Source organism: Kitasatospora sp. NPDC094019 (assembly GCF_044764505.1).
Taxonomy (GTDB): domain Bacteria; phylum Actinomycetota; class Actinomycetes; order Streptomycetales; family Streptomycetaceae; genus Kitasatospora.
On sequence record NZ_JBIWIF010000006.1, the window covers coordinates 236291 to 260573 of the forward strand.

At 73.2% G+C, this 24283-nt stretch carries 17 protein-coding genes; 5 read left to right on the forward strand and 12 right to left on the reverse strand.

Going from position 1 to position 24283, the window contains the following annotated elements; genetic code table 11:
• Position 1 precedes the first annotated feature (1 nt).
• From ACIQ9P_RS15875 to ACIQ9P_RS15895, 5 genes are all read left to right on the forward strand, one after another.
• The gene (locus ACIQ9P_RS15875) at positions 2–1294 is read left to right on the forward strand and encodes a protein phosphatase 2C domain-containing protein (RefSeq protein ID WP_402355325.1); all 1293 of its coding nucleotides are present in this window, start codon (positions 2–4) and stop codon (positions 1292–1294) included.
• The gene (locus ACIQ9P_RS15880) at positions 1291–2277 is read left to right on the forward strand and encodes a hypothetical protein (RefSeq protein ID WP_402355327.1); all 987 of its coding nucleotides are present in this window, start codon (positions 1291–1293) and stop codon (positions 2275–2277) included. The genes ACIQ9P_RS15875 and ACIQ9P_RS15880 overlap by 4 nt, the downstream gene beginning before the upstream one ends.
• 99 nt (positions 2278–2376) lie before the next feature.
• A complete protein-coding gene (locus ACIQ9P_RS15885; RefSeq protein ID WP_402355329.1) occupies positions 2377–3591 on the forward strand; it encodes a cytochrome P450 in 1215 nt (404 codons plus the stop codon).
• Between the two features lie 20 nt (positions 3592–3611).
• Positions 3612–4613, forward strand: a complete 1002-nt coding sequence (locus tag ACIQ9P_RS15890; protein WP_402355331.1) for an ADP-ribosylglycohydrolase family protein — start codon at positions 3612–3614, stop codon at positions 4611–4613.
• Positions 4614–4700: 87 nt separating this feature from the next.
• Positions 4701–6011 carry a serpin family protein gene (locus ACIQ9P_RS15895; RefSeq protein ID WP_402355333.1) on the forward strand — a complete coding sequence of 437 codons (1311 nt, stop codon included), beginning with the start codon at positions 4701–4703 and terminating at the stop codon, positions 6009–6011.
• A gap of 90 nt (positions 6012–6101) precedes the next feature.
• On the opposite strand, the gene ACIQ9P_RS15900 is transcribed toward ACIQ9P_RS15895, so the two are convergent.
• From ACIQ9P_RS15900 to ACIQ9P_RS15955, 12 genes are all read right to left on the reverse strand, one after another.
• Positions 6102–7220, reverse strand: a complete 1119-nt coding sequence (locus tag ACIQ9P_RS15900) for an ADP-ribosylglycohydrolase family protein (protein ID WP_402355335.1) — start codon at positions 7218–7220, stop codon at positions 6102–6104.
• An 89-nt stretch (positions 7221–7309) separates the two neighbouring features.
• On the reverse strand, positions 7310–8620 hold the full coding sequence (locus tag ACIQ9P_RS15905; protein WP_402355337.1) for a DUF2786 domain-containing protein: 1311 nt from the start codon (positions 8618–8620) through the stop codon (positions 7310–7312).
• A 166-nt stretch (positions 8621–8786) separates the two neighbouring features.
• Positions 8787–9407: a hypothetical protein gene (locus ACIQ9P_RS15910; RefSeq protein ID WP_402355339.1), complete on the reverse strand. Its 621-nt coding sequence runs from the start codon at positions 9405–9407 to the stop codon at positions 8787–8789.
• Positions 9408–9559: 152 nt separating this feature from the next.
• Entirely contained in the window at positions 9560–10240 is a 681-nt protein-coding gene (locus tag ACIQ9P_RS15915) for a response regulator (protein ID WP_402355341.1), read from the reverse strand.
• On the reverse strand, positions 10237–11517 hold the full coding sequence (locus ACIQ9P_RS15920) for a sensor histidine kinase (protein WP_402355343.1): 1281 nt from the start codon (positions 11515–11517) through the stop codon (positions 10237–10239). Before ACIQ9P_RS15920 ends, ACIQ9P_RS15915 begins: the two co-directional genes overlap by 4 nt.
• 157 nt (positions 11518–11674) lie before the next feature.
• Positions 11675–12355: a hypothetical protein gene (locus ACIQ9P_RS15925; protein ID WP_402355345.1), complete on the reverse strand. Its 681-nt coding sequence runs from the start codon at positions 12353–12355 to the stop codon at positions 11675–11677.
• A gap of 175 nt (positions 12356–12530) precedes the next feature.
• A complete protein-coding gene (locus tag ACIQ9P_RS15930) occupies positions 12531–16421 on the reverse strand; it encodes a DNA-directed RNA polymerase subunit beta' (protein ID WP_402355347.1) in 3891 nt (1296 codons plus the stop codon).
• A 102-nt stretch (positions 16422–16523) separates the two neighbouring features.
• Positions 16524–20000 carry a DNA-directed RNA polymerase subunit beta gene (gene rpoB, locus ACIQ9P_RS15935; protein ID WP_402355349.1) on the reverse strand — a complete coding sequence of 1159 codons (3477 nt, stop codon included), beginning with the start codon at positions 19998–20000 and terminating at the stop codon, positions 16524–16526.
• Between the two features lie 893 nt (positions 20001–20893).
• Positions 20894–21277: a 50S ribosomal protein L7/L12 gene (rplL, locus tag ACIQ9P_RS15940; RefSeq protein WP_402355350.1), complete on the reverse strand. Its 384-nt coding sequence runs from the start codon at positions 21275–21277 to the stop codon at positions 20894–20896.
• Between the two features lie 90 nt (positions 21278–21367).
• Positions 21368–21931, reverse strand: coding sequence for a 50S ribosomal protein L10 (gene rplJ, locus ACIQ9P_RS15945; RefSeq protein ID WP_030393254.1), 564 nt, complete (start codon positions 21929–21931; stop codon positions 21368–21370).
• A 418-nt stretch (positions 21932–22349) separates the two neighbouring features.
• Entirely contained in the window at positions 22350–23228 is an 879-nt protein-coding gene (locus tag ACIQ9P_RS15950) for a hypothetical protein (protein ID WP_402355352.1), read from the reverse strand.
• A 142-nt stretch (positions 23229–23370) separates the two neighbouring features.
• A complete protein-coding gene (locus ACIQ9P_RS15955) occupies positions 23371–24225 on the reverse strand; it encodes a hypothetical protein (RefSeq protein WP_402355354.1) in 855 nt (284 codons plus the stop codon).
• Positions 24226–24283 lie beyond the last annotated feature (58 nt).

The window sequence follows — 24283 nt, forward strand, 5'->3', positions numbered from 1 at the left end:
GATGAATCCGCACGAGAGCCCGGCGCCGGCCGGCCAGGTGCCCGAGCCCGGGCCGGAGCACGCGCCGACCCGCAAGGACGACCCGGTGGATGCCGCCGCCCAGTCCCACGAGGACTGGGACCTGAAGCCGCCGGACCCCGCACCGGCCTCCGCACCCGCACCGGGCCCCGCACCGCACCCCGCACCCGCCGACGGCGCCGCGGGACACGCCGTCACCCCCGGGCGGGTGACGCCCGGGGACTCCCTGCCGCGGCCGATCGGCCAGGGCCCGGCCGCGGTCCGCACGCCCTGGCGGGACCCGGTGTCCCCGCTCGGCGGCCCGGTCGAACCGGCCGCGCCCGACGTACCCGCCGCGCCGGTGGCGGCGGCCGACCCGGTCCTCCGGCCGCCCTCGTTCCGGGCCCCGGGCCCGCTCCCCCACGTCGGCCGCAAGGCCCCGGCCTACCCCGCCGAACCGACCGACGTCCCGGCCCTGCGCGGCGGCGACCTCCACGCCGTCCTGCTGCCCGACACTGTGGTGGACGGCGGCCGGTTCGGCCCGCTCACCGTCCGCGCCGCCTCCGTCCGCGGCGACTCGCACCGCTACGCCGCCGAATGCCGGCAGGACGCCGTCCTGGTCGCCCGGGCCGACGACCTGCTGCTGGTCGCGGTCGCCGACGGCGTCGGCTCCCAACCGCACTCCCACCACGGCTCCCACGGCATCCTCCGGCTGCTGGCCAAGCAGGTCCTGCCCCGGGCGGACACCCTGCTCGGCCTCCTGCGGGCCGGCGCCGCGACGGACTTCGCCACCCTGGCGGGCCGGATCGTCGCCGCCGCGGCCGACGGACTCGCCCAGGAGGCAGAGCGGTTCGGACATCCGCCGAAGTCCTGGTCGACCACCCTCCGGGCACTGCTGGTACCGGCCGGCCCCGGGACCGCGGCCCGCGGCTTCCTCGCGGTCGGCGACGGCGGGCTGCTGCGGCTGCGCGCGGACGGCTGGGAGAACCTGGACCCCGACCCGGACGGGGACGGCGCGGGCACCCTGATCAGCACCCGGACGGACTGCCTGCCGGAGGCGTACGAACGCGCCCGGGCCGCGTTGATCACCGACACCCGCCCCGGCGACGTGCTGGTGCTCTGCACCGACGGACTGGCCCTCCCCCTGCTCAAGGAGCCCGAGCTGCGGGACTTCCTCGGCGGCCGCTGGGGCCGCGAGGTGCCCGGCCTGGCCGAGTTCCTCTGGCAGGCCCAGGTCCGGGTGCGCAGCTACGACGACGACCGCTCGGTCGTCTGCCTCTGGGAGGCGCCGGCATGACCGCCCCGGACCTCGCCGCCGCGCTGGCCGGCGGCGCGGACGCCGGCCTCGCCCTGCTGCCCGCCGGTCCCGAGGCCGGCCGGGGCGGCCAGGGCCTGGTGCGACGGCTGGACGGCGTCCCGGGCGTGCTGTTCAAGCGCTACCTGGAACCCGGGCGGGTGCACGGCCCGGCCCTGGCCGCGCTGGTCGCGCTGCGGCTCGCCCTGCCACCGGACGAGCGGGACCGGCTGGACGCGCGGACCGCCTGGCCGCTCTGCCGGGTGCTGGACGGCCCGCGCTGCGTCGGCTTCCTGATGCGCGAGGCGCCCGCCTCGATGACCTGGCGGACGGCCTCCGGCGGGTCCAGGCTCACCGAGGCGCAGTTCCTGCTCCACCCGGAGAAGCCCGCCACCCGGGGCGTCCTCCGCCCGGACCCGGAGCAGCGGCTGGCCCTGGCGGTGGAGCTGGTGCGGCTGATCGACCGGCTGCACCGCCTGGGGCTGGTGATCGGCGACCTCTCGCACGCCAATGTGCTCTGGTCGGTGCGGCCCGGGCCCGCGGTGCACCTGCTGGACTGCGACGGCATCCGCCGGGCCGGGGCGGCGCCGGTGCTGGAGCAGGCCGACACCCCCGACTGGTCCGATCCGCTGGCCCCGCGCGGCGCTCCCGCCTCGGTGGACAGCGACCGCTACAAGGCGGCCCTGCTGGTCGGCCGGGTCCTGGCGCAGGACCCGTACCTGGCGCCGGGCGCACCGCTGGACCCGCTGCCGGGGGTGCTGACGGACCGGCAGCTCGGCCTGGCCCGCCGGGTCTGGGAGCAGGCCGGCGGCCCCTACGGGACCAGGCCGGACCCGACCGCCTGGCTGCTGGCGCTCGGCGGCCGGGACCGGATACCGCTCGCCCCGGCCGGTCCGCCGGTGCCGCGGACGCGGGAGCCCGTCGACGCGCGGTTGTTCGACGGCCGGGCGGCCCGGGGCAGCATTCGGCTGCAACGGCCGGACTGAGGCCGTCCCGACGCCGGGTCCTCCGCCCCTGGGGCCGGACCGACCGCGTGCGTACGATGATCCTTCCGGCTCCCCCTCACGGCCTGGAGTGATCGACCGATGACGACGACGGTGAAGTTCGACCCCTGGTCGGCGGCGTTCGTGGCCCACCCCTACGACGCGTACGCCGAACTGCGCGCCCAGGGTCCGGCGACGTACTTCGAGGCGACCGACCAGTGGCTGGTCCCGCGCCACGCCGACGTCGGCGCGCTGCTGCGGGACCGCCGCCTCGGCCGCACCTACACCCACCGGTTCAGCCACCAGGAGTTCGGCCGCCCCGAACCCGACCCGGCGCACGAGCCGTTCCACACCCTCAACGACAACGGCCTGCTCGACCTGGAGGCCCCGGACCACACCCGGATCCGCCGTCTGGTGTCCAAGGCGTTCACCCCCCGCATGGTCGAGGGCCTGCGCCCGACCGTGCGGCGCCTGGCCGACGGACTCGTCGACGACCTGCTCGCGGCCGGCGGCGGCGACCTGATCGCCGCCGTCGCCGAGCCGCTGCCGGTCGCGGTGATCGCCGAGATGCTCGGCGTCCCCGAGTCCGACCGGCACCTGCTGCGCCCCTGGTCGGCCGACATCACCGGGATGTTCGAGCTCAACCCGAGCGAGGAGACCGCCCGCCGCGCCGTCACCGCGAGCACCGAGTTCTCCGACTACCTCCGCGCGCTGATCCGCGACCGCCGCACCGCCCCCGGCACCGACCTGATCAGCGCGCTGATCCAGGCCCAGGAGGGCTCCGACGCGCTCAGCGAGCAGGAGATGGTCTCCACCTGCGTCCTGCTGCTCAACGCCGGCCACGAGGCCACCGTCAACACCACCGGCAACGGCTGGTGGGCGCTGTTCCGCAACCCCGGCGAACTCGCCCGGCTGCGCGCCGACGTGGACGGGCTGCTGCCCACCGCCGTCGAGGAACTGATGCGCTGGGACACCCCGCTGCAGATGTTCGAGCGCTGGGTCCTGGAGGACATCGAGATCGGCGGCGTGACCGTCCCCCGCGGCGCCGAGATCGCGCTGCTCTTCGGCTCCGCCAACCGCGACCCCGAACGCTTCGCCGACCCCGACCGGCTCGACCTCGCCCGCGCCGACAACCCGCACATCACCTTCGGCGCCGGAATCCATTTCTGTCTCGGCGCTCCCCTCGCCAGACTGGAGCTCACCGAGTCCTACGGCACCCTGCTCCGCCGCGCCCCGGGCCTGCGGCTGGTCCGCGAACCCGAGTGGCGCCCGGGCTACGTGATCCGCGGACTGGAGGAACTGCTGGTCGAGGTGTGACGGAAGAGGAGGAACGGGCCGTGGGCGACAAGGCGACGGGGGCCCTGCTGGGCCTGGCGATCGGGGACGCGCTGGGCAGGCGGACCGAGTTCTCGGAGATCGAGCTGATCGCGTGGCAGTGGCCGGACTGGCGGCGGCTGCCGCTGCCGGACGACGCGCTGGTCACCGACGACACCCAGATGACGCTCGCCCTGGCCCGCGCCCTGCGCACCGCCCTGACGGACGGCCCGCTCACCCCGGACGGACTGGAGCCGCCGCTGCGCGCCGAGTTCCTCGCCTGGTCGACCTCCCCGGAGAACAACCGCGCCCCCGGCATGACCTGCCTGCGCTCCTGCGACCGACTCGCCTCGCCCGGGGTGCGCTGGCAGCTCGCGAGCGATGTCGGTTCCAAGGGCTGCGGCGCCAATATGCGGGTCGCCCCGCTCGGTCTGGTCCGCGGGCCGACCCCGGCGCAGCTGGCCGGCGCGGCCCAGCTGCAGTCCGGTCTCACCCACGGCCACCCCACCGCGCTCGCCGCGAGCGAGCTCACCGCCCACGCCGTCCGCGAGCTCGCCGAGGGCCTGCCGCCGGCCGGACTGCCCGCCGTGCTGCGCGCCTACGCGCTCTCCCGCCGCGGCCACTACGCCGCGCACTGGCTCGGCGACCTCGCGGCGCACGCCCAGGACCGCACCGCCGAGAGCTTCGCCACCCGCGGCTGGGACGAGTGCCTGGCGGTGCTCGACCGTCTCGACGCCGGGCTCGCCGCACCGGACGTCGAGGCCGACCCCTGCCTGGCCACCGGCGAGGGCTGGATCGCCGAGGAGGCGTTCGCCACCGGGCTGCTCTGCTTCCTGCTGCTCCCGGACGATCCGGTGGCCGCCGTCCGCCGGGCCGCGTACTCCTCCGGGGACTCCGACTCGATCGCCTGCCTGGCCGGCGCCTTCGCCGGAGCCCACCTGGGCGCCGACGCCTGGCCGGCGGACTGGGTGGAGCGGATCGAGCACCGGGACGAACTGCTGGAGTTCGGCGCGCTCTGGGACTGACCGGAACCGGGTCCGGGCGGGGTGCGTCGAACCGGCACCGAGGCGCGGGCGCCGGTCCGTGCCGGGATCCCAGGGGCGAGGTCAGCCATGTCCGCCACGACCGTCCGCACCCGCCGCCCGGCGGTGCTCCTGCTCTGCTGCGCGGCCCTGCTCACCGCCTGCGGCTCCGCCGGCGGCGGGACCGGGGTGGTCCGGGCCGACCCCGTCCCGCTGCCACCGGCGGACCCGGCGGCGGTCGCCGCCACCGCGGCGGCGACCGCCGCGTTCGGGCTCGACCTGCTGCGCACCCTCACCGCCGGTCCCGGCGCGGACGGCGGCAATCTGGTGCTGTCGCCGTCCGGGCTGGCGACCGCCCTCGCGATGGTGCTGCCCGGGGCCCGGGGCACCACCGCCGATCAGCTGGCCGCGGCCCTGCACACCGGGCTCTCCCCCGAGCAGTACGCGCTCGCCACCGGCGCCCTGAACCGCTCCGGCGCGCCGGGCGGCAAGGGCGGGCCCGTCCTGCGGCGGTCCGACGACCTCTGGGCCCAGCGCGACTTCCCGCTCGACCCGCACTACCTCGGGGTGCTGGCCGCCGCCTTCGGCACCGGTGTGCGCACCGCCGACTTCCGCAAGGATCCGGAGGGAGCCCGGAAGGCCGTCAACGGCGTCGTCGAGAAGGCCACCGAGGGCCTGGTCGAGGACCTCTTCGCCGAGGGACAGATCAATCCCGACACCCGGCTCGCGCTCACCGACGCGCTGTACCTCAAGGCCGACTGGGCGCACCCGTTCGAGCCCGGGCGGACCACCGGCCAGCCGTTCCGCCGCCTCGACGGCTCCGAGGCGGCCGTGCCGACCATGGCCGCGGCCGAGTCGCTGCGTTACGCGGAGGGCTCCGGCGGCATCCTCGGCGAACCCTGGCAGGCCGTCGAACTCCCCTACGCGGGAGGCACCCTGGCGATGGATCTGATCGTGCCCGCGCAGGGCGGCTTCACGGCGTTCCGGCGGGGGCTGGACCGGGCGCAGCTGGACCTCGTGCTGGGCGCGCTCGCCGAGCGGACGGTCGACCTCACGCTGCCGAAGTTCGGCTTCGACAGCGGGGGCGAATTCACCTCCGCGCTGAAGACCCTCGGTGTCACCGCCGCGTTCGGGGACGGCGCCGATCTCTCGGGCATCCCGGAGCCGGGCACGGCCGAGCGGCTCCGGATCGGCCCGGTGGTGCAGAAGGCCACCGTCCGGGTCGACGAGCAGGGCACCGTCGCGGCGGCCGGCAGCGGGGTCGGGGTGGAGGTCGCGTCCGCGCCGGCGCCGCGGGACCCGGTCCGGCTGCACATCGACCGGCCGTTCCTGTTCCTGGTCCGGTACACCGCGAGCGGACTGCCGCTGTTCCTCGGCCAGGTCACCGACCCGGCCGCCTGAGTCGGTGACCCGCCGGCCGCTCGGCGTCGGACCGGGCGGGCGGACCGGGCGGGCGGACCGGGCCGTCCGAGCGGGGCGTCGGACCGGCGGTCAGACCGGGTAGCGGTCCCCGAGCGCCGGATGGCCCGGCTCCCGGCTGCCGAACAGCACCAGCAGGTCGTCCGCCGTCCGCAGCAGCGCCTCCCGGCCCTCCACCGCCTCGGTCCAGTCGGCCGGCAGTCCCGAGGCTCCGTACGCGGCGCCGACCAGGTTGCCGCAGACCGCGCCGGTCGAGTCGCTGTCCCCCGAGTGGTTCACCGACAGCAGCAGCGCGGCCCGGGCCGGGTCGGCGCCCTCGGTGCCCGCCAGCAGGCAGTACACCGCGATCGCCAGACACTCCTCGGCGATCCAGCCCAGCCCGACCCGCTCCACCGCCTCCGCCGACGGCCCGGACTCCTGGGCCACCCGCACCGCCCGGGCCAGCGCCTGCACCGTCTCCTTCGAGGCCGGCCACTCCCGGGTCTGCTCCACCGTCTCACCGACCGCCGCCCACGGCTCCGTACCGGCCGCCAGCCGCTCCACCAGCGCGGCGAAGGCTCCCGCCGCCAGGTAGCCGGTCGGGTGCCCGTGGGTCAGCTGCGCGCACTGCGCGGCCAGCCCGAACGCCTGCTCCGCGCCGAGCCGGCCGAGGCCGAACGGCGCCGAGCGCATCACCGTGCCGCAGCCCTTGGAGTGCGCGTTGATCGGGCCGGGCTGACCCAGCGCCACCGGCGCCTCGAACACCGGGTGGTACTGGACCCCGGTCAGGCAGGCGTTGCCGGGCGCCCGCCGCGCGTAGAGGAACGGCTCGCGCAGCAGCCAGCCGTCGTACGGGTGGGGCAGCGGCTCGCGGTCCGGCGCGCCCTGCTGCTGGGTGAGCAGCCACCGCCGGTACGCGCCGTGCACCGCCTCGGGCACCGAACCGCCGCCGCCGGACCAGCCCCGGACGAAGCCGCGGATCAGGCCCTCGGCGGTGAACAAGGTCATCTGGGTGTCGTCGGTGATCTCGGCGACCAGCCCGCCGCCCGGCAGTCCGGTCACCCCCTCCGGGCCGAACCGGTCCCGGATCTCGTCCAGCCGCTGGAACTCCACCGGCCAGCCGAGCGCGTCGCCGACCGCCCCGCCGAGCAGGGCTCCGCGCACCCGGTCCCGGTAACCGGTCTCCGTGGTGGTCGTCGTAGTCGTGCTCACACTGCCCGCCCCTCGTCGGTCCCCGTGCCCTGTTGTACCAGGCGGCCGGGCCGCGGCCGAGGTTCCCCGCCGACGGGCCGGCCCCGGGGTCAGCCCCGGATCTCCCCCGAACGACCGCGCAGGGACGCCCGGTCCGCCGCCGCCCGGCCCGCCGCCCAGCCCTCGCCGTCGCTCACCCGAACCCGCTGCGACACCAGTTTGGGGAACATCCGGCCGACCTCCTGGTCCACCGCCTCGGTGCGCGCCTTCAGGGCCGGCAGCAGCCGCTCGTCCGGGACCAGTTGCTCCGCCGTGCCGTCCTCGCGCAGGTGCCGGCCGGCCGCCGCGTCGCTGGTCGTCCGCTCGGTCGCCTCGGTCAGCCGCTCCCGGATCCGGGCCGCGTACGCGACCAGGAAGGACTGCCGGAACGCCTTGGTGCGGGAGGCCCCGTCCAGGTGCTGCCGGGCCCCGGCCTGCTGCATCGCGTGGGTGGCCTGGACCAGCAGCGAGGTGTACAGCAGCTCGACGCCGTCGAGGTCGGCGTCGAAGCCGATCACGGTGCAGAAGCCGAACTCCTTCGCCCACACCACCCGGCAGCGGTTGGCCGCCGCCACGGCGTCCAGCAGCATCGTCTTGGGACTCTCGTACGGGTTGTCCACCCCGATCCGCAGCGCGCCCGGGGCGTGCGGGTCGACCCCCTCGACGGCGAGCAGCGCCTCGTCGATGCTGTGCTGGGCCATCAGCTGCTGGGCCTTGGCGGTCAGCGCCTCGGCCTCCTCGGGGAAGTCGGTGGACTCGGCCTTCGCCAGCAGGGCGCGGATCCGCGACAGCATCCGGGGCTCGCCCGTCACCGGGCCGCGCGGGCGCCGCTCCGGGCCGCCCGGGTGCGCGGACCGCCCGGGGGCGGGACCGACCGGGGCGATCGGCGGCAGCCGGCCCCAGCTGCGCAGCAGTTCCAGCAACGCGGTGGCCAGCGCGAACCGGTCCAGCCGGTGCCGCTGGGCGAAGCCGGAGAGGTACGCCTCGTCGGACGGCCACCAGACCTCGGCCTCCAGCTCCCGCAGCTGCTCCTGCCAGCGCCGGTCGAGCCCGGCGGCCGGGTGGCGGCGTCCCTCGGCGGCGATGAGGTCCACGGCGAGCGCCAGGTGCACCGGTTTCAGGTCCCGCCGCACCACCCGTGCCAGGTCCGCCGGACGCCAGCCGGCCGACCAGCACCGGCCGACCGCCGTGTCGGCGTGGCCCAGCGCCGCCCGGCTCACCGCCGGCCACTGCCCGGCGGAGGCCGCCAGCAGCGAGGCTCCGGTGTCCAGCGCGAGGTCCAGCCCCTCCTCGGGGGCCGTCACCACCCCGCGCACCGCCGTGTCCAGCAGCGCCCCGACGTCCCCGCCTCCGCCGCCGCCACTCTGTCCACGCCTGCTCACGCCTACCTCGTCCCACGAACGGTCCCGTGCATCTCCTGCCATGATGCCGGACCGGCCCGCCGGACGTCGGCGGCCCGACCCGGCGCCCCGCCGCTCGGGCCGCCCGCAGCGTCCGGGACCCACAGACCGCCCGGGCAGCTCGGACACGTCAGGCGGCCCGGGCACGTCAGGCGGCTCGGGCCGACCGGGCCGCGACCGGACGGCTGCCCCCCGGGCCGAACCCGGCCAGCGGCGCCAGCGCCACCAGCTGGCCGACCGCGGCGAGCGGGAGGAACGCCAGATCGGCCGCCGTCAGCACGATGGCCACGGCCATCAGCACCGGGCTCCACCAGCGCAGCACCCGCCCGGCACCCACCGAGGCGCCCACCAGCAGGGCCAGCACCCCCAGGTGGAACAGCAGCGGGAGAGCGGAGTAGAAGAGCGGCTCGACCCCCGGCCGGCTCTGGACCGCCTCGAACAAGCGGTTCTGGTCGGCCTTGTCCACCGCCACCGCGCCGACGTACAGGTCGATCCCGATCTGCCCCAGCGAGGCGACGAGCCCGGTGAACGCCGCCCCCAGCGCCACCCGGCCGGCCACCCGGGGCCCGGCCGTCCGGCGCGGGCCGGGAGCCCGCTCCAGCGCGAGCAGCAGCGGGGCGAACAGCAGCAGACTGTGACCGACCAGCCAGCCGGGGCCGGGGTCGCGCGATCCGTCGAGCAGTCGGACACCGCCGTACAGCGCCATCAGCACGGGGGCGGCGACGACGGCGACACGGGTGACGGGGCGGGCGGGCGGCACGGTGTGCACGGGGTGCTCCTGAGGTGGTGGGTTCCACCGGCCCGGCCGGCGGCTCCGGCGAAGGCCGGCACCACGGATCCTGTCCGCCGGGGCCCTCGTCGCGGATCGCCCGCACCGGCGAATCCGGCGCCTCCCCCGCGCGGGGGAGGACGCCCCCGCGCTCAGCCCTCGCCGGCCACCACCGCGCCCGCCTCGTAGGCGAACACCACCGCGTGCACCCGGTCCCGCAGCCCCAGCTTGGCCAGCACATTGCTGACATGGGTCTTCACCGTGTGCTCGCTCACCACCAGCTCGGCGGCGATCTCGGCGTTGGACAGCCCCCGGGCCAGCAGCACCAGCGTCTCCCGCTCGCGCGCGGTCAGCTGCTCCAGCAACCGGGACGGCGGCCGGGCCGGGCGCTCGCCGGAGCCGGGTCGGCGGGCGGCGAACTCGCCGATCAGCCGGCGGGTCACCGAGGGCGCCAGCAGCGCCTCCCCGGAGGCCACCATCCGGACGCCGTGCGCCAGGTCGTCGCGACGGACGTCCTTGAGCAGGAAGCCGCTGGCCCCCGCGTACAGCGCGTCGAAGACGTAGTCGTCGATGTCGAAGGTGGTCAGCATGATCACCTTGGTGCCGGGGTAATCCGCGCACACCCGCCGGGCCGCCTCCAGCCCGTCCATGACGGGCATCCGGACGTCCAGCAGCAGCACGTCCGGGGCGTGGACGCGGACCGCCTCGACCGCCTCCGCCCCGTCCGCCGCCTCCGCGACCACCTCGATGTCCGGCTGGGCGTCCAGGATCATCCCGAACCCGGCCCGTACCAGCTCCTGGTCGTCCGCGACGACCACCCTGATCGGCCTCATCCGCCCGCCCCTTCTCCCGAACCCGCCCGACCCGCCGGGCCCGTCACCTCCGCCCCCACCCGCACCGCCCGGGCCGGCCGCCCGGCCGCCGAACCGTTCGCCGTCCCGTCCGCCCTCCCGTCCAGCGGCAGCCGGGCGCTCACCAGGAACCCCCGGCCGCCCGGCCCGGGTCCGGCCTCCGCCCGGCCGCCGCAGGCCGCCGCCCGCTCCCGGATGCCCACCAGCCCCCGGCCTCCGGAACGCCCGCCCGGCTCCCGGTCCGGCCCGGGCCGCACCCCGCGCCCGTTGTCGGAGACCAGCACCACCAGCTCCGCCCCCTCCCGGACCACCCGGATCCCGATCCGGTCCGCCTGCGCGTGCTTGACCGTGTTGGTCAGCGCCTCCTGCACGATCCGGTAGCCGGCCGCCTCCACCCCGGCCGGCAGTGGCCCGGCCCGGTCGTCGAGTTCCAGCTCGACCACCCTCCCGGTCCGGCGCACCCGCTCGACCAGCGCGGGCAGCTCGGCCAGCCGGGGCTGCGGCGCCAGCTCCGGCGCCGCGCCCTCCTCCTTCAGCACCCCCAGGACCCGCCGCAACTGGACCATGGCATCCCGCCCCGAGTCGGCGATGGTGTCGAAGGTCCTCACGGCCCGGTCCGGATCGCTGCGCACCACCAGCGGCCCCGCCTCGGCCTGGATCACCATCAGCGAGACGGCGTGCGCCAGGATGTCGTGCATCTCCCGGGCGATCCGGGCGCGTTCCTCGACGACCGCGCGGGCCGCGTCACTGGCCGCCCGCCGGCCGGCCTCCCGGGCCCGCTCCGCCTCCACCGCCGCCAGCCGGCGCAGCTCCCGCACCAGGCAGCCGAAGACGAACGCCCCGACCGAGGTGAGCAGCGAGAACAGCGCGCCGTTCGGCGAGTGCGTGCCCACCACGTTGGCCACCACGGTCACCGCCAGCACCGTCCAGCGCTGCCGCTCCCCGGCCCGGTCGGCCACCGTGTAGAGCGCGATCACCGCGTACAGGGGCAGCTGCGGCATCGCCGAGTGGGCGAGCACCGAGAGCACCGCCGACAACCCACCGCTGAGCACCAGCACGGTGACCGGTGCCCGTCTGCGCCAGGGCAGCGGCAGGGCCGTTCCGAGCGCCAGCAGGTAGACCCACCACGGCCTGACGGTCTCGTCCTGGGAGACCGACCACAGCGAGACCGCCGCCGAGACCGCCGCCGTCAGGCCGTCCACCACCCGTGGGTCGAGCCCGGCCACCCGTGCCCGCCACCGTGCCGACCGTGCGGTCATGACCCCTCCCCCGTGTCCGGGGTACCCGCCCCCGCGGAGAAGATCATGCCCGACCGGCAGCGCGGTGGGCACTCCTCCGCCGGAGCCGCAACCGGAGGCGGACCCGAAGCCGGAACCGAAGCCGGAAGCGGAACCGAAACCGGTCCCGGCCCCGGGCTCAGCCACCGGTGACCGCCACGCCCCCGGTCCCGGCCCGTGCCGTGATGCTGCGGGGCGCGCCGTCCCGCCGGGGCACCGTCACCTCGACCCCGCCGACGCCGGTCCCGGCGTCCACCGCGTACGGCTCGCCGCCGGGCACCGAGACCCGCACCCCGCCGGTCTCCGCCCTGGCCTCCACGGTGGTCGGGCTCGCGGCGAAGGAGAGCTCCACGCCGCCGGTGTCCGCGGTGACCGACACCTTCGCCGAGGTCAGGCCGCTGCCCTCCACCCCGCCGACGCCGGCCGTGGCCCGCACCTCCCCGGCCAGGCCGAGCAGCCGGATCCCGCCGGTCCCGCTGGTGAGCCGCACCGCCGTGCCGGCCGGGACGGTCACCTCGTAGCCGACCCCGCAGTCCGAGCAGTCGTACGCCAGCCGGAGCGTGCCGTCCACCAGCGAGTGCCGGGTCCGCGGCGGGTCGCCCCGGAACGCCTGTTTCTCGACCACCCGCAGGGTCTCCCCGGCCCGCACCTCGATGCCGCCGGTCCCCCCGTCCACCACCAGTTCGGCCACCGGCCCGGCCACCCCGTAGGAGACCGTCAGCCGCTCGGGCCCCTCCTCCCGGTCCCGGAAACAGCCGATCGAGCCCAGCGCCACCACCCCGGTGATCGCCACCGCCCCCAGCACCCGTCGCACGTCCATGCCCGCGCCCTCCGCCCGTCCTCGTTCCGACGGCTCCGAGCCTGGCCCGGCCGGGTCCGGCGGCGCCTCCCCCGCCGGACCGGTCTTCCGCCCTCCCCCGCGCGACGGAGTCCGGGAACGCCGCAGGGCGGCCACCCCGTTCGGGGTGACCGCCCTGCGATCAGGAACCTTCGACTCAGCCGGTGTACGGGCCGTAGTCGTAGTCGTCCAGCGGGACCGCCTGGCCGGAGCCGGCGCCGAAGGGCGACAGGTCGTAGTCGTCGTAGCCGACGGCCGAGTACATCGCGGCCTTGGCCTCCTCGGTCGGCTCGACCCGGATGTTGCGGTAGCGGGGCAGACCCGTACCGGCCGGGATGAGCTTACCGAGGATGACGTTCTCCTTGAGGCCCAGCAGCGGGTCCGACTTGGCGTGGATCGCCGCGTCGGTGAGCACCCGGGTCGTCTCCTGGAAGGAGGCGGCCGACAGCCAGGATTCGGTGGCCAGCGAAGCCTTGGTGATACCCATCAGCTGCGGACGGCCGGAGGCGGGGTGACCGCCCTCGGAGACCACACGACGGTTCTCGGTCTCGAAGCGGCCACGCTCGACGAGCTCGCCCGGGAGCAGCTCGGCGTCGCCCGACTCGATGATCGTCACGCGGCGGAGCATCTGCCGGATGATGATCTCGATGTGCTTGTCGTGGATCGACACGCCCTGCGAGTTGTAGACCTTCTGGACCTCGGCGACCAGGTGGATCTGGACGGCGCGCTGGCCCATGATCCGCAGCACGTCGTGCGGGTTGGTGGCACCCATGGTCAGCTTCTGGCCGACCTGGACCGCCTCGCCCTCGCTGACGAGCAGCTTCACACGCTTCGAGACCGGGTAGGCGATCTCGTCGGTGCCGTCGTCCGGCGTGACGACCAGCTTGCGGGTCTTCTCGGTGTCCTCGATGCGGACCCGGCCCTGGGCCTCCGAGATCGGGGCCACACCCTTGGGGGTACGGGCCTCGAAGAGCTCGACGACACGGGGCAGACCCTGCGTGATGTCGTCACCGGCCACACCACCGGTGTGGAAGGTACGCATGGTCAGCTGGGTACCGGGCTCACCGATGGACTGGGCGGCGATGATGCCGACCGCCTCACCGATGTCGACCAGCTTGCCGGTGGCCAGCGAGCGGCCGTAGCAGAAGGCACAGGTGCCGACGGCCGACTCACAGGTCAGGATCGAGCGGGTCTTGACCTCGCCGATGCCGTGGCGGATCAGCTCGTCGATCAGCACGTCACCGAGGTCGGTGTTCGCGGTGGCCAGCAGCTTGCCGTCGACCGTGATGTCCTCGGCGAGCATGCGGGCGTAGACGCTGGTCTCGACGTCGTCCGTCTTGCGCAGGACGCCGTTCTCGACCGTGCCGATCGCCAGCTTGAGGCCGCGCTCGGTGCCGCAGTCCTCCTCGCGAATGATGACGTCCTGGGAGACGTCGACCAGACGACGGGTGAGGTAACCGGAGTCGGCGGTACGGAGGGCGGTGTCCGCGAGACCCTTACGGGCACCGTGGGTGGAGATGAAGTACTCCAGCACGGAGAGGCCCTCACGGAACGACGCCTTGATGGGTCGCGCGATGGTCTCGTTCTTCGCGTTGGACACCAGACCACGCATACCGGCGATCTGACGCATCTGCATCATGTTTCCACGAGCACCCGAGTCGACCATCATGAAGATGGGGTTCGTCTTCGGGAAGTTCTCGTTCATGGCCTCGGCGACCTCGTTGGTCGCCCGGGTCCAGATGCCGATGAGCTCCTGCTTGCGCTCGTCGTTGGTGATCAGACCGCGCTCGTACTGCTTCTGGATCTTCTCCGCCTGGGCCTCGTAGCCCTCGAGGATCTGGCCCTTGTTCGGCGGGACCACGACGTCGGAGATCGAGACGGTGACACCCGAACGGGTCGACCAGTGGAAGCCGGCCGCCTTCAGGTTGTCCAGGGTCGCCGCGACGGTGACCTTGGGGTAGCGCTCGGCCAGGTCGTTGACGATCGCGGAGAGCTGCTTCTTGCCCACCTCGTAGTCGACGAACGGGTAGTCCTCGGGCAGCAGCTCGTTGAAGAGCGCGCGGCCCAGGGTGGTCTTCAGGCGGAAGGACTCGCCCTCGAACCAGGACGACTGACCGTCCTCGTCCAGCGGCGGGGTCCAGCCGCGCGGCGGCACGGTGCCGATCGGCAGGCGCAGCTCGATCGGAGCCTGGACGCCCAGCTCGCGGGCGTCGAAGGCCATGATCGCCTCGGCGGTCGACGAGAAGGTGCGGCCGGCGCCCTTCACGTTGTCGCGGTCCGAGGTCAGGAAGAACAGACCGAGCACCATGTCCTGGGTCGGCATGGTGACGGGGCGACCGTCGGCCGGCTTCAGGATGTTGTTCGAGGACAGCATCAGGATGCGGGCCTCGGCCTGCGCCTCCGCGGAGAGCGGCAGGTGGACGGCCATCTGGTCACCGTCGAAGTCCGCGTTGAACGCGGTGCAGACGAGCGGGTGGATCTGGATGGCCTTGCCCTCGACCAGCTGCGGCTCGAAAGCCTGGATGCCGAGGCGGTGCAGGGTGGGCGCACGGTTCAGCAGCACCGGGTGCTCGGCGATGACCTCTTCGAGGACGTCCCACACGACCGGGCGGGCGCGCTCGACCATGCGCTTGGCCGACTTGATGTTCTGCGCGTGGTTCAGGTCGACCAGGCGCTTCATCACGAACGGCTTGAAGAGCTCCAGCGCCATGGCCTTGGGCAGACCGCACTGGTGCAGCTTGAGCTGCGGGCCGACGACGATGACCGAACGGGCCGAGTAGTCGACTCGCTTGCCGAGCAGGTTCTGACGGAAACGACCCTGCTTGCCCTTCAGCATGTCGCTGAGGGACTTCAGCGGGCGGTTGCCCGGGCCGGTGACCGGACGGCCGCGGCGGCCGTTGTCGAACAGCGCGTCGACGGCCTCCTGGAGCATGCGCTTCTCGTTGTTCACGATGATCTCGGGGGCACCGAGGTCGAGAAGCCGCTTCAGGCGGTTGTTGCGGTTGATGACACGGCGGTACAGGTCGTTCAGGTCGGAGGTCGCGAAGCGGCCACCGTCCAGCTGCACCATCGGACGCAGGTCCGGCGGGATGACCGGGACGCAGTCCAGCACCATGCCGTTGGGCTTGTTGGTGGTCTGCAGGAACGCGGAGACGACCTTGAGGCGCTTGAGCGCGCGGGTCTTCTTCTGGCCCTTGCCGGTGCGGATGATCTCGCGCAGGCGCTCGGACTCCTCCGCCAGGTCGAAGGTCTCGAGGCGGTCCTTGAGGGCCGCCGCGCCCATCGAGCCGGAGAAGTAGGTGCCGAAGCGGTCGCGCAGCTCGCGGTAGAGCAGCTCGTCGCCCTCGAGGTCCTGGACCTTGAGGTTCTTGAAGCGCGCCCACACCTCGTCGAGACGGTCGAGCTCGCGCTGCGCGCGGTCGCGCAGCTGCTTCATCTCGCGCTCGGCGCCCTCGCGCACCTTGCGGCGCACGTCGGCCTTGGCGCCCTCGGCCTCCAGCTCGGCCAGGTCGGTCTCGGCCTTCTTGGCGCGCGCCTCGAGGTCGGAGTCGCGACGGTTCTCGATCTGCTGACGCTCGACCGAGACGTGCGCCTCCAGCGACGGGAGGTCGCGCTGGCGACGCTCGTCGTCCACCCAGGTGATCATGTAGGCGGCGAAGTAGATGACCTTCTCGAGGTCCTTCGGCGCCAGGTCCAGCAGGTAGCCGAGGCGGGACGGCACACCCTTGAAGTACCAGATGTGGGTGACCGGGGCGGCCAGCTCGATGTGGCCCATCCGCTCACGGCGCACCTTGGCGCGCGTCACCTCGACGCCGCAGCGCTCACAGATGATGCCCTTGAAGCGGACGCGCTTGTACTTGCCGCAGTAGCACTCCCAGTCCCGGGTCGGACCGAAGATCTTCTCGCAGAAGAGTCCGTCCTTTTCGGGCTTCAGGGTGCGGTAGTTGATGGTCTCCGGCTTCTTGACCTCGCCGTGCGACCACTGGCGGATGTCGTCGGCGGTGGCCAGGCCGATGCGGAGCTCGTCGAAGAAGTTGACGTCAAGCACTGGTCGTCAAGCCCTCTTTCGTAAGTCGAGAGTCGTTCATGTGGTCTGAGGGGGGCCTGGGGGCGGGCCGGCCGCTCGGTGAGCGGCCGGGCCCGGCCTCCGTCAGACCTCTTCGACGCTGCTCGGCTCGCGCCGGGACAGGTCGATGCCGAGCTCCTCGGCGGCGCGGAACACGTCCTCGTCGGAGTCCCGCATCTCGATGGACTGGCCGTCCGAGGACAGCACCTCCACGTTGAGGCAGAGCGACTGCATTTCCTTGATGAGAACCTTGAAGGACTCGGGAATGCCGGGCTCGGGGATGTTCTCGCCCTTGACGATGGCCTCGTAGACCTTCACACGGCCGAGGACGTCGTCGGACTTGATGGTGAGGAGCTCCTGCAGCGCGTAGGCCGCGCCGTATGCCTCAAGGGCCCACACCTCCATCTCACCGAAGCGCTGACCACCGAACTGCGCCTTACCACCGAGCGGCTGCTGGGTGATCATCGAGTACGGGCCGGTCGAACGGGCGTGCAGCTTGTCGTCGACCAGGTGGTGCAGCTTGAGGATGTACATGTAGCCGACCGAGACCGGCATCGGGAACGGCTCGCCGGAGCGGCCGTCGTACAGCCGGGCCTTACCGGTGGAGTTCACCAGGCGCTCACCGTCACGGGTGAGGGTGGTGTGGTCCAGCAGGCCGGTGATCTCGTCCTCGCGGGCGCCGTCGAAGACCGGGGTGGCGAGGTTGGTGCCACCGTCGACCTGGTCGGCGCCGATCGCCTGGAGGCGCTGGGCCCACTCGTCGGCGAGGCCGGAGACGTCCCAGCCCTGCTTGGCGAGCCACCCGAGGTGGATCTCCAGGACCTGTCCCGGGTTCATTCGGGACGGGACACCCAGCGGGTTGAGGATGATGTCGACCGGGGTGCCGTCCTCCAGGAACGGCATGTCCTCGACCGGCAGGATCTTCGAGATGACGCCCTTGTTGCCGTGACGGCCGGCGAGCTTGTCACCGTTGGTGATCTTGCGCTTCTGGGCCACGTAGACGCGGACCAGCTGGTTGACGCCCGGGGGCAGCTCGTCGCCCTCTTCGCGGTCGAAGACGCGGACGCCGATGACCTTGCCGGACTCACCGTGCGGCACCTTCAGCGAGGTGTCGCGGACCTCACGGGCCTTCTCGCCGAAGATCGCGCGGAGCAGGCGCTCCTCCGGGGTCAGCTCGGTCTCGCCCTTGGGCGTGACCTTGCCGACCAGGATGTCGCCGGTGACGACATCGGCGCCGATGCGGATGATGCCGCGCTCGTCGAGGTCGGCGAGGACCTCCTCGGAGACGTTCGGGATGTCCCGGGTGATCTCCTCCGGGCCCAGCTTGGTGTCACGGGCGTCGACCTCGTGCTCCTCGATGTGGATCGAGGAGAGGACGTCGTCCTGCACGAGGCGCTGCGACAGGATGATCGCGTCCTCGTAGTTGTGACCCTCCCAGGACATGAACGCCACGAGGAGGTTCTTGCCGAGGGCCATCTCGCCCTCGTCCGTGCAGGGACCGTCGGCGAGCACCTGGCCGGACTCGACCCGGGCGCCCTCGTCGACGAGCACCTTCTGGTTGAAGGCGGTGCCCTGGTTGGAGCGGGTGAACTTGGCGGCGCGGTACGTGGTGTACGTGCCGTCGTCGTTGGCCACGGTGACGTAGTCGGCCGAGACCTCCTGGACGACACCGGCCTTCTCGGCGGTGATGACGTCCGCGGCGTCGACGGCGCAGCGGTACTCCATGCCGGTACCGACCAGCGGAGCCTCGCTCTTCAGCAGCGGCACCGCCTGGCGCATCATGTTCGAGCCCATGAGCGCGCGGTTGGCGTCGTCGTGCTCGAGGAACGGGATCATGGCGGTCGCGACCGACACCATCTGGCGCGGCGAGACGTCCATGTAGTCGATCTCGGTGCCCGGGATGTAGTCGATCTCGCCGCCGCGGCGGCGGACCAGGACACGCGGCTCCGCGAAGGTCAGCTCCGCCGTCAGCGGGGCGTTGGCCTGCGCGATGACGAAGCGGTCCTCCTCGTCGGCGGTGAGGTAGTCGACCTGCTCGGTGACGACACCCTCGATGACCTTGCGGTACGGGGTCTCGATGAAGCCGAACGCGTTGACCCGGCCGTAGGAGGCGAGCGAGCCGATCAGACCGATGTTCGGGCCTTCGGGGGTCTCGATCGGACACATGCGGCCGTAGTGCGAGGGGTGCACGTCACGGACCTCGAAGCCGGCCCGCTCACGGGACAGACCACCGGGGCCGAGGGCGGACAGACGGCGCTTGTGGGTCAGGCCCGACAGCGGGTTCGTCTGGTCCATGAACTGCGACAGCTGGCTGGTGCCGAAGAACTCCTTGATGGAGGCGACGACCGGCCGGATGTTGATCAGGGTCTGCGGCGTGATCGCCTCGACGTCCTGGGTGGTCATGCGCTCGCGCACGACCCGCTCCATACGGGCGAGACCCGTACGGACCTGGTTCTGGATGAGCTCGCCCACGTTGCGCAGGCGGCGGTTGCCGAAGTGGTCGATGTCGTCGACCTCGACCACGATGTCGCGGCCGGTCTCGTCACGCCAGTCGACCTCGCCGGCGTGCAGCTTGACCAGGTACTTGATCGCGTTGATGATGTCGGGCTCGGTGAGCACACCGGAGTCCAGCGACTCGGCGTTGCCGAGCTTGCGGTTCACCTTGTAGCGGCCGACCTTGGCGAGGTCGTAGCGCTTCGGGTTGAAGTACAGGTTCTCCAGCAGCGTCTGCGCGGCCTCGCGCGTCGGCGGCTCCCCGGGACGCAGCTTGCGGTAGATGTCGAGCAGCGCGTCGTCCTGGCCCTGGGTGTGGTCCTTCTCCAGGGTGGCGCGCATCGACTCGTACTCGCCGAACTCCTCGAGAATCATCTCGTTGGTCCAGCCGAGGGCCTTCAGCAGCACGGTGACCGACTGCTTGCGCTTACGGTCGATGCGAACGCCGACCATGTCGCGCTTGTCGATCTCCATCTCCAGCCAGGCCCCACGCGAGGGGATGACCTTGCAGGAGTAGATGTCCTTGTCGGACACCTTGTCCAGGGTGGAGTCGAAGTACACGCCCGGCGAGCGGACGAGCTGCGACACGACGACACGCTCGGTGCCGTTGATCACGAACGTGCCCTTGTGGGTCATGAGCGGGAAATCGCCCATGAAGACCGTCTGAGACTTGATCTCACCGGTCTCGTTGTTGGTGAACTCGGCCGTGACGAAGAGCGGGGCCGCGAACGTGAAGTCGCGGTCCTTGCACTCGTCAATGGAGTTCTTCGGCGGCTCGAAACGGTGGTCGCGGAAGGTCAGCGACATCGACCCGCTGAAGTCCTCGATCGGGGAGATCTCCTCGAAGATCTCCTCCAGACCGGACTTCGTGGGGACGTCCTGACCATTGTCCAACGCCCGCTCGACCCGGGACTTCCAGGCCGCATTACCGAGCAGCCAGTCAAAGCTCTCGGTCTGCAGGGCCAGGAGGTTCGGGACCTCGAGGGGCTCCTTGATCTTCGCGAAGGAGACGCGGAGCGGGGCGGTGGATGCGGCGGAATTGTTCGAGGCGTTGCGCGGCGCGGCCAAGAGGGGGGTCCTTCCGAGGGCTCGGAGCTCACTACGCGCGTACCGGCCGGGCCTTCACGGGCTCGGTCCCACCTCCCTCGCCGCTGGCCTCCGCCGAGGTCGAAACCTCAGGTCAGAGCCGCATTGCGGAGGCGGTGCCAGACCCCTTCAGGGCAACGCAAACTCCGGGCGACGAGTCACGGAGCAGCTAACAGGCAGCGCAAAGGGACAGTGTAGCCAAAGGCGACACTGCTGTCCAGCTCTGATTCGGAGACCGAATCGGAGACTCCTCCCGGTAGCCGTCGGGCGCGAACGCCCTTCGGGTACTGCAGCGACCCGGACTCGTCCGGGCCCACGACTCACGTGGAGTCACTTCCCTCCGGAGCCGCCGGTTATGCATCCGGCGGTCGACCAACCGGGGCGGACTCGCGGATCGAGAATCGCGCGCGCCGCCGGGTTCGTCAAGGGCCCGCCTCCGGTGCGGGCCTCGTCCCTTTCATCGCTCCGGGCCACCCCGGCGTTACAGAAGCCGTGGTCGGGGCCGTAGGCGATGACAGCGATCACCATACCCGTCCGCACCGACAGTGCCGAGTGCCCGATCGGCCACACCGGTGTGTCCGGCCACGGACCGGCCGGGGACCGGCCACCGACCGGCCGTCGGCGGGCGGCCGACGGGCCGCCGGGCCGTCGGCCCGGGCCCTGCGGCGACCGGGGCGGCGGCCCCGGCAGCGGCCGGACGACGGGGCGCGCGACGGCCGACGACGGCCGGAATCCACCCGGGGCGGCGGCCCGGAGGCGCCGGAAACGCGAAAAAGCCGGGCCGACCACCCGCAAGGGTGATCGGCCCGGCCTCGGAGCTCCTGCCCCCCGGAAGGGGCTGGGGGCACCACCCGGCCGCTAGGGCCGGGGGAGAGTCACTTGACGGTGACCTTGGCGCCGGCGCCCTCGAGAGCGGCCTTGGCCTTCTCGGCAACGTCCTTGGCAACCTTCTCCAGGACCTTGGCACCAGCGGTGTCAACGAGGTCCTTGGCCTCCTTCAGGCCGAGGGAGGTCAGGGTGCGCACCTCCTTGATGACCTGGATCTTCTTGTCGCCAGCGCCCTCGAGGATGACGTCGAACTCGTCCTGCTCCTCGACGGCCTCGGCCACGGCGCCCGGGCCGGCGATGCCGGCAACGGCGACCGGAGCGGCGGCGGTGACGTCGAACTTCTCCTCGAAGGCCTTCACGAACGCGGCCAGCTCGATGAGGGTGAGCTCCTCGAACTGCGCGAGCAGCTCGTCCTGGGACAGCTTCGCCATGATTGGCGTCCTTCCACTAAATCGGCAGGTGGTGCCGGATGTACGGGTTGGCGGGCGTACGGGCCCGCAGCGAGGCAGGGCCTCGGCCGATTACTCGGCCGCGGTCTCCTCGGCGGCGGGAGCCGGCGTACCGGCACCGCCCTGCTCGACCTTTTCCCGAAGCGCCTCGACCGTGCGGACGAGCTTCGAGGGCAGGGCCTGGAAGAGCGCGGCAGCCTGCGACTGCTTGCCCTTCATGGCACCCGCCAGCTTGGCGAGCAGCACCTCGCGGGACTCGAGGTCCGCGAGCTTCTTGATCTCGTCGGCGGACAGCGCCTTACCGTCAAGGACACCGCCCTTGATGACGAGAGCAGGGTTCTCCTTGGCGAAGTCACGCAGAGCCTTCGCCGACTCCACCGGGTCACCGGTGACGAAAGCGACAGCCGTCGGACCGGCGAACAGGTCGTCGAGCTCCGTGATCCCGACCTCGTTGGCCGCGATCTTGGTCAGCGTGTTCTTCACCACGGCGTACTGGGCGTTCTCGCCCAGCGAGCGACGCAGGGTCTTGACCTGCTTCACCGTCAGACCGCGGTACTCGGTCAGCACCGCCGCGTTCGAGCCACGGAAAAGCTCCGTGATCTCGGCGACGGCAGCAGCCTTGTCGGGCCTAGCCATAGGCTTACGCCTCCTTCCGTGATGTCGAAATCAGGCCGACCGCGAGAGTCGACCATTCGCGCCTCGGACCACCGGACGGAGGAGAACCTCTGCGGAAAAGCAGATGAGCCCCGGTGCGCAGGCGCACGGGGCTCGTGGTGAACTCGACAGGTCCACGTGCGAGGCACGCGACCCGGAGGTCGAAGCTCCAAACAATCCTGCGCGGGCTGCCCGCGCACGAGGCGCGGATCCTTCGGTCACGTACTCCCTGACGGGGGCAGCGCGACAACCAGCGGTCTTTGGCTTCCGCCACAGTAGCCGGACGCCGCCGTCCGGGGCAAATCGCCCCCGGTGACGGCCGCGGGACGGCACGGCGGGAGGGACCCGGCGGCTCGGGACGGGCGCGGGAGCGGCACGGGAGAGACCGGACGGGGCGGGCTCAGCGGGCCGTCGGCGGGGTACTGCGGGTGCCGGTGTCCACGGTGTCCGACTCGGCCGGGGCCTGCGCCGAGAGCGGGCCACCGGGTTCGGTGTAGAGCACCGAGTCGTCCAGCCGGCCGCTGTCGCCGGTCCCGGTCCGCTGCAGCCGGACCAGCTGGTCCTTGTCGTTCAGCCAGAGGTCCAGGGTGAGCGAGGCCGAGCCGCCGGGCGCCAGCGCGGTGCGCAGCCCGTCCCGGCGGGCCTGGCTCAGCTGGGTCTGCGCCGCCGCGTAGCGGGCCGCGTCGGTCCCCACCCGGTAGTGCTCCACCGTGGAGTCCTCGAACTTCTCCTCACCGACGAACTGGGCGGTGGTCCCGTCGGCGGTCGCGGCGGCCAGCGCCACCACCGGGTTGAGCAGGTCGATCAGCCCGGCGTACGGGATCTCCCGGTGGCCGTCCGGGCCCGGCGCCCCGGCGAACCGCTCCCAGTGCCGCCCGCCCAGCCGGGCCGCGGTGGCAGCGTCCCCGCCCTCGTAGGCGACGGTGTCCACGACGATCAGTTGCTCGGCCGCGGCCGGGGTGGAACGTTTGACCTGGAGCGCGGTCTTCGGCAGCCAGAACAGCGGACCGGAGCCGGCGTCCGATCCCAGCCGGTAGCTCACCTTGGCCCGGCGCGCGGTCTGCATCGCCAGCTGGGCCGAGAGCAGCACGCCGTGCGGCGAGCGGTCGGTCGGCTTGGCCGGCCAGGTAGGGGAGGCGCTGCTGGGCGTCGGCGTCGGGGAGCCGGACGCGCTCGACGAACCGCCCGGGGCCGGGCCGTCCGCCCCGCCGCACCCGCTCAGGCCGCCCGCCAGCACCGCGGCGGCGACCACCGCCGCCAGCCGCTGCCGCACCGCCATCCTGGCCTCCCCGTCGGATCAGTCCTCGGCGGACGCCACCCTGGCCGGGCCGTCCGCTCCCGCCCACCATGCCACCCGGCCCCGCGCGACTCCGGGGCACCCCCCGCCACTCGGCCGCACCGCCGCACCGGGGCCGACCGGCTCAGCCCGCGGGGGCCGGCGCCGCGGCGGGCGTCCCGCCGGGCGACTCGGCGGGCCGGTCGGCGGGCGCGTCGGTCGCAGTGCCGTCGGTGGGCTCGGCGCCCTCGGTGATGTCCGTGGTGGTCACCACCGCGCCGGACGCGCCCCGGAACGTGGACCGCACCCTCAGCAGCCGGTCCCCCGGCGCCACCCAGAAGTCGTACTCGACGGCGCCGACCCCGCGCCGGCCGTAGTAGTCGAGCACCTCGTTCAGCCGGGCCGGGCTCAGCCCCTCCTCGGCGCCGAAGTAGTCCGCCACCGGCGCGGCGCCCCGGTAGTGCGCGACCGTCCCGCCGTTCAGCTCCTCCCCGCCCAGCGGGGTGAGCTTGCCGGCCAGCGCCATCAGCCGCGCCGACCCGCCCGGGTTGGCGAGCAGTCCGGTGATCCAGCCGCCGGACCAGCCGCCCTGCCCGCCGGGGACGGCGCGCGGATCCAGCGACTCCGCCCGGTCCCGGTCCGCGGTGCGGGGTGCCGCGCCGGCGTAGCCGAGGTCCAGCGCGCCGTCCCGGCCCCGCAGCCGCCCGGTGCCCAGTTCGTCGGTGACGGTCAGCTCGGCCGAGTCGTTCGCGCCCCAGGACACCGTGCCGCTCGCGCTCCGCCGCCCCGCCGGGCCCTCCTCGACCGTCCGGATCCGCGCCCCGCCGGAGTCGTCCAGCCGTTGCGAGGCGGACAGCAGCACCTGTCGGGGCGGCCGGACGGTGGGCCTGTCGCTGATCGGGGTGCGGTCGCCGGAGACGGCCAGCACACTGCACGCGGTGAGGCCGGCGGCGAGCAGCAACAGGGCCGCCCCCTTGGCGGCGGGGCGAAGGGCGGGCACGGCACACTCCGGCGGTCGGACGGCGGCGGGCTCCCTCGGCCGGGAACACGCGGGCGGA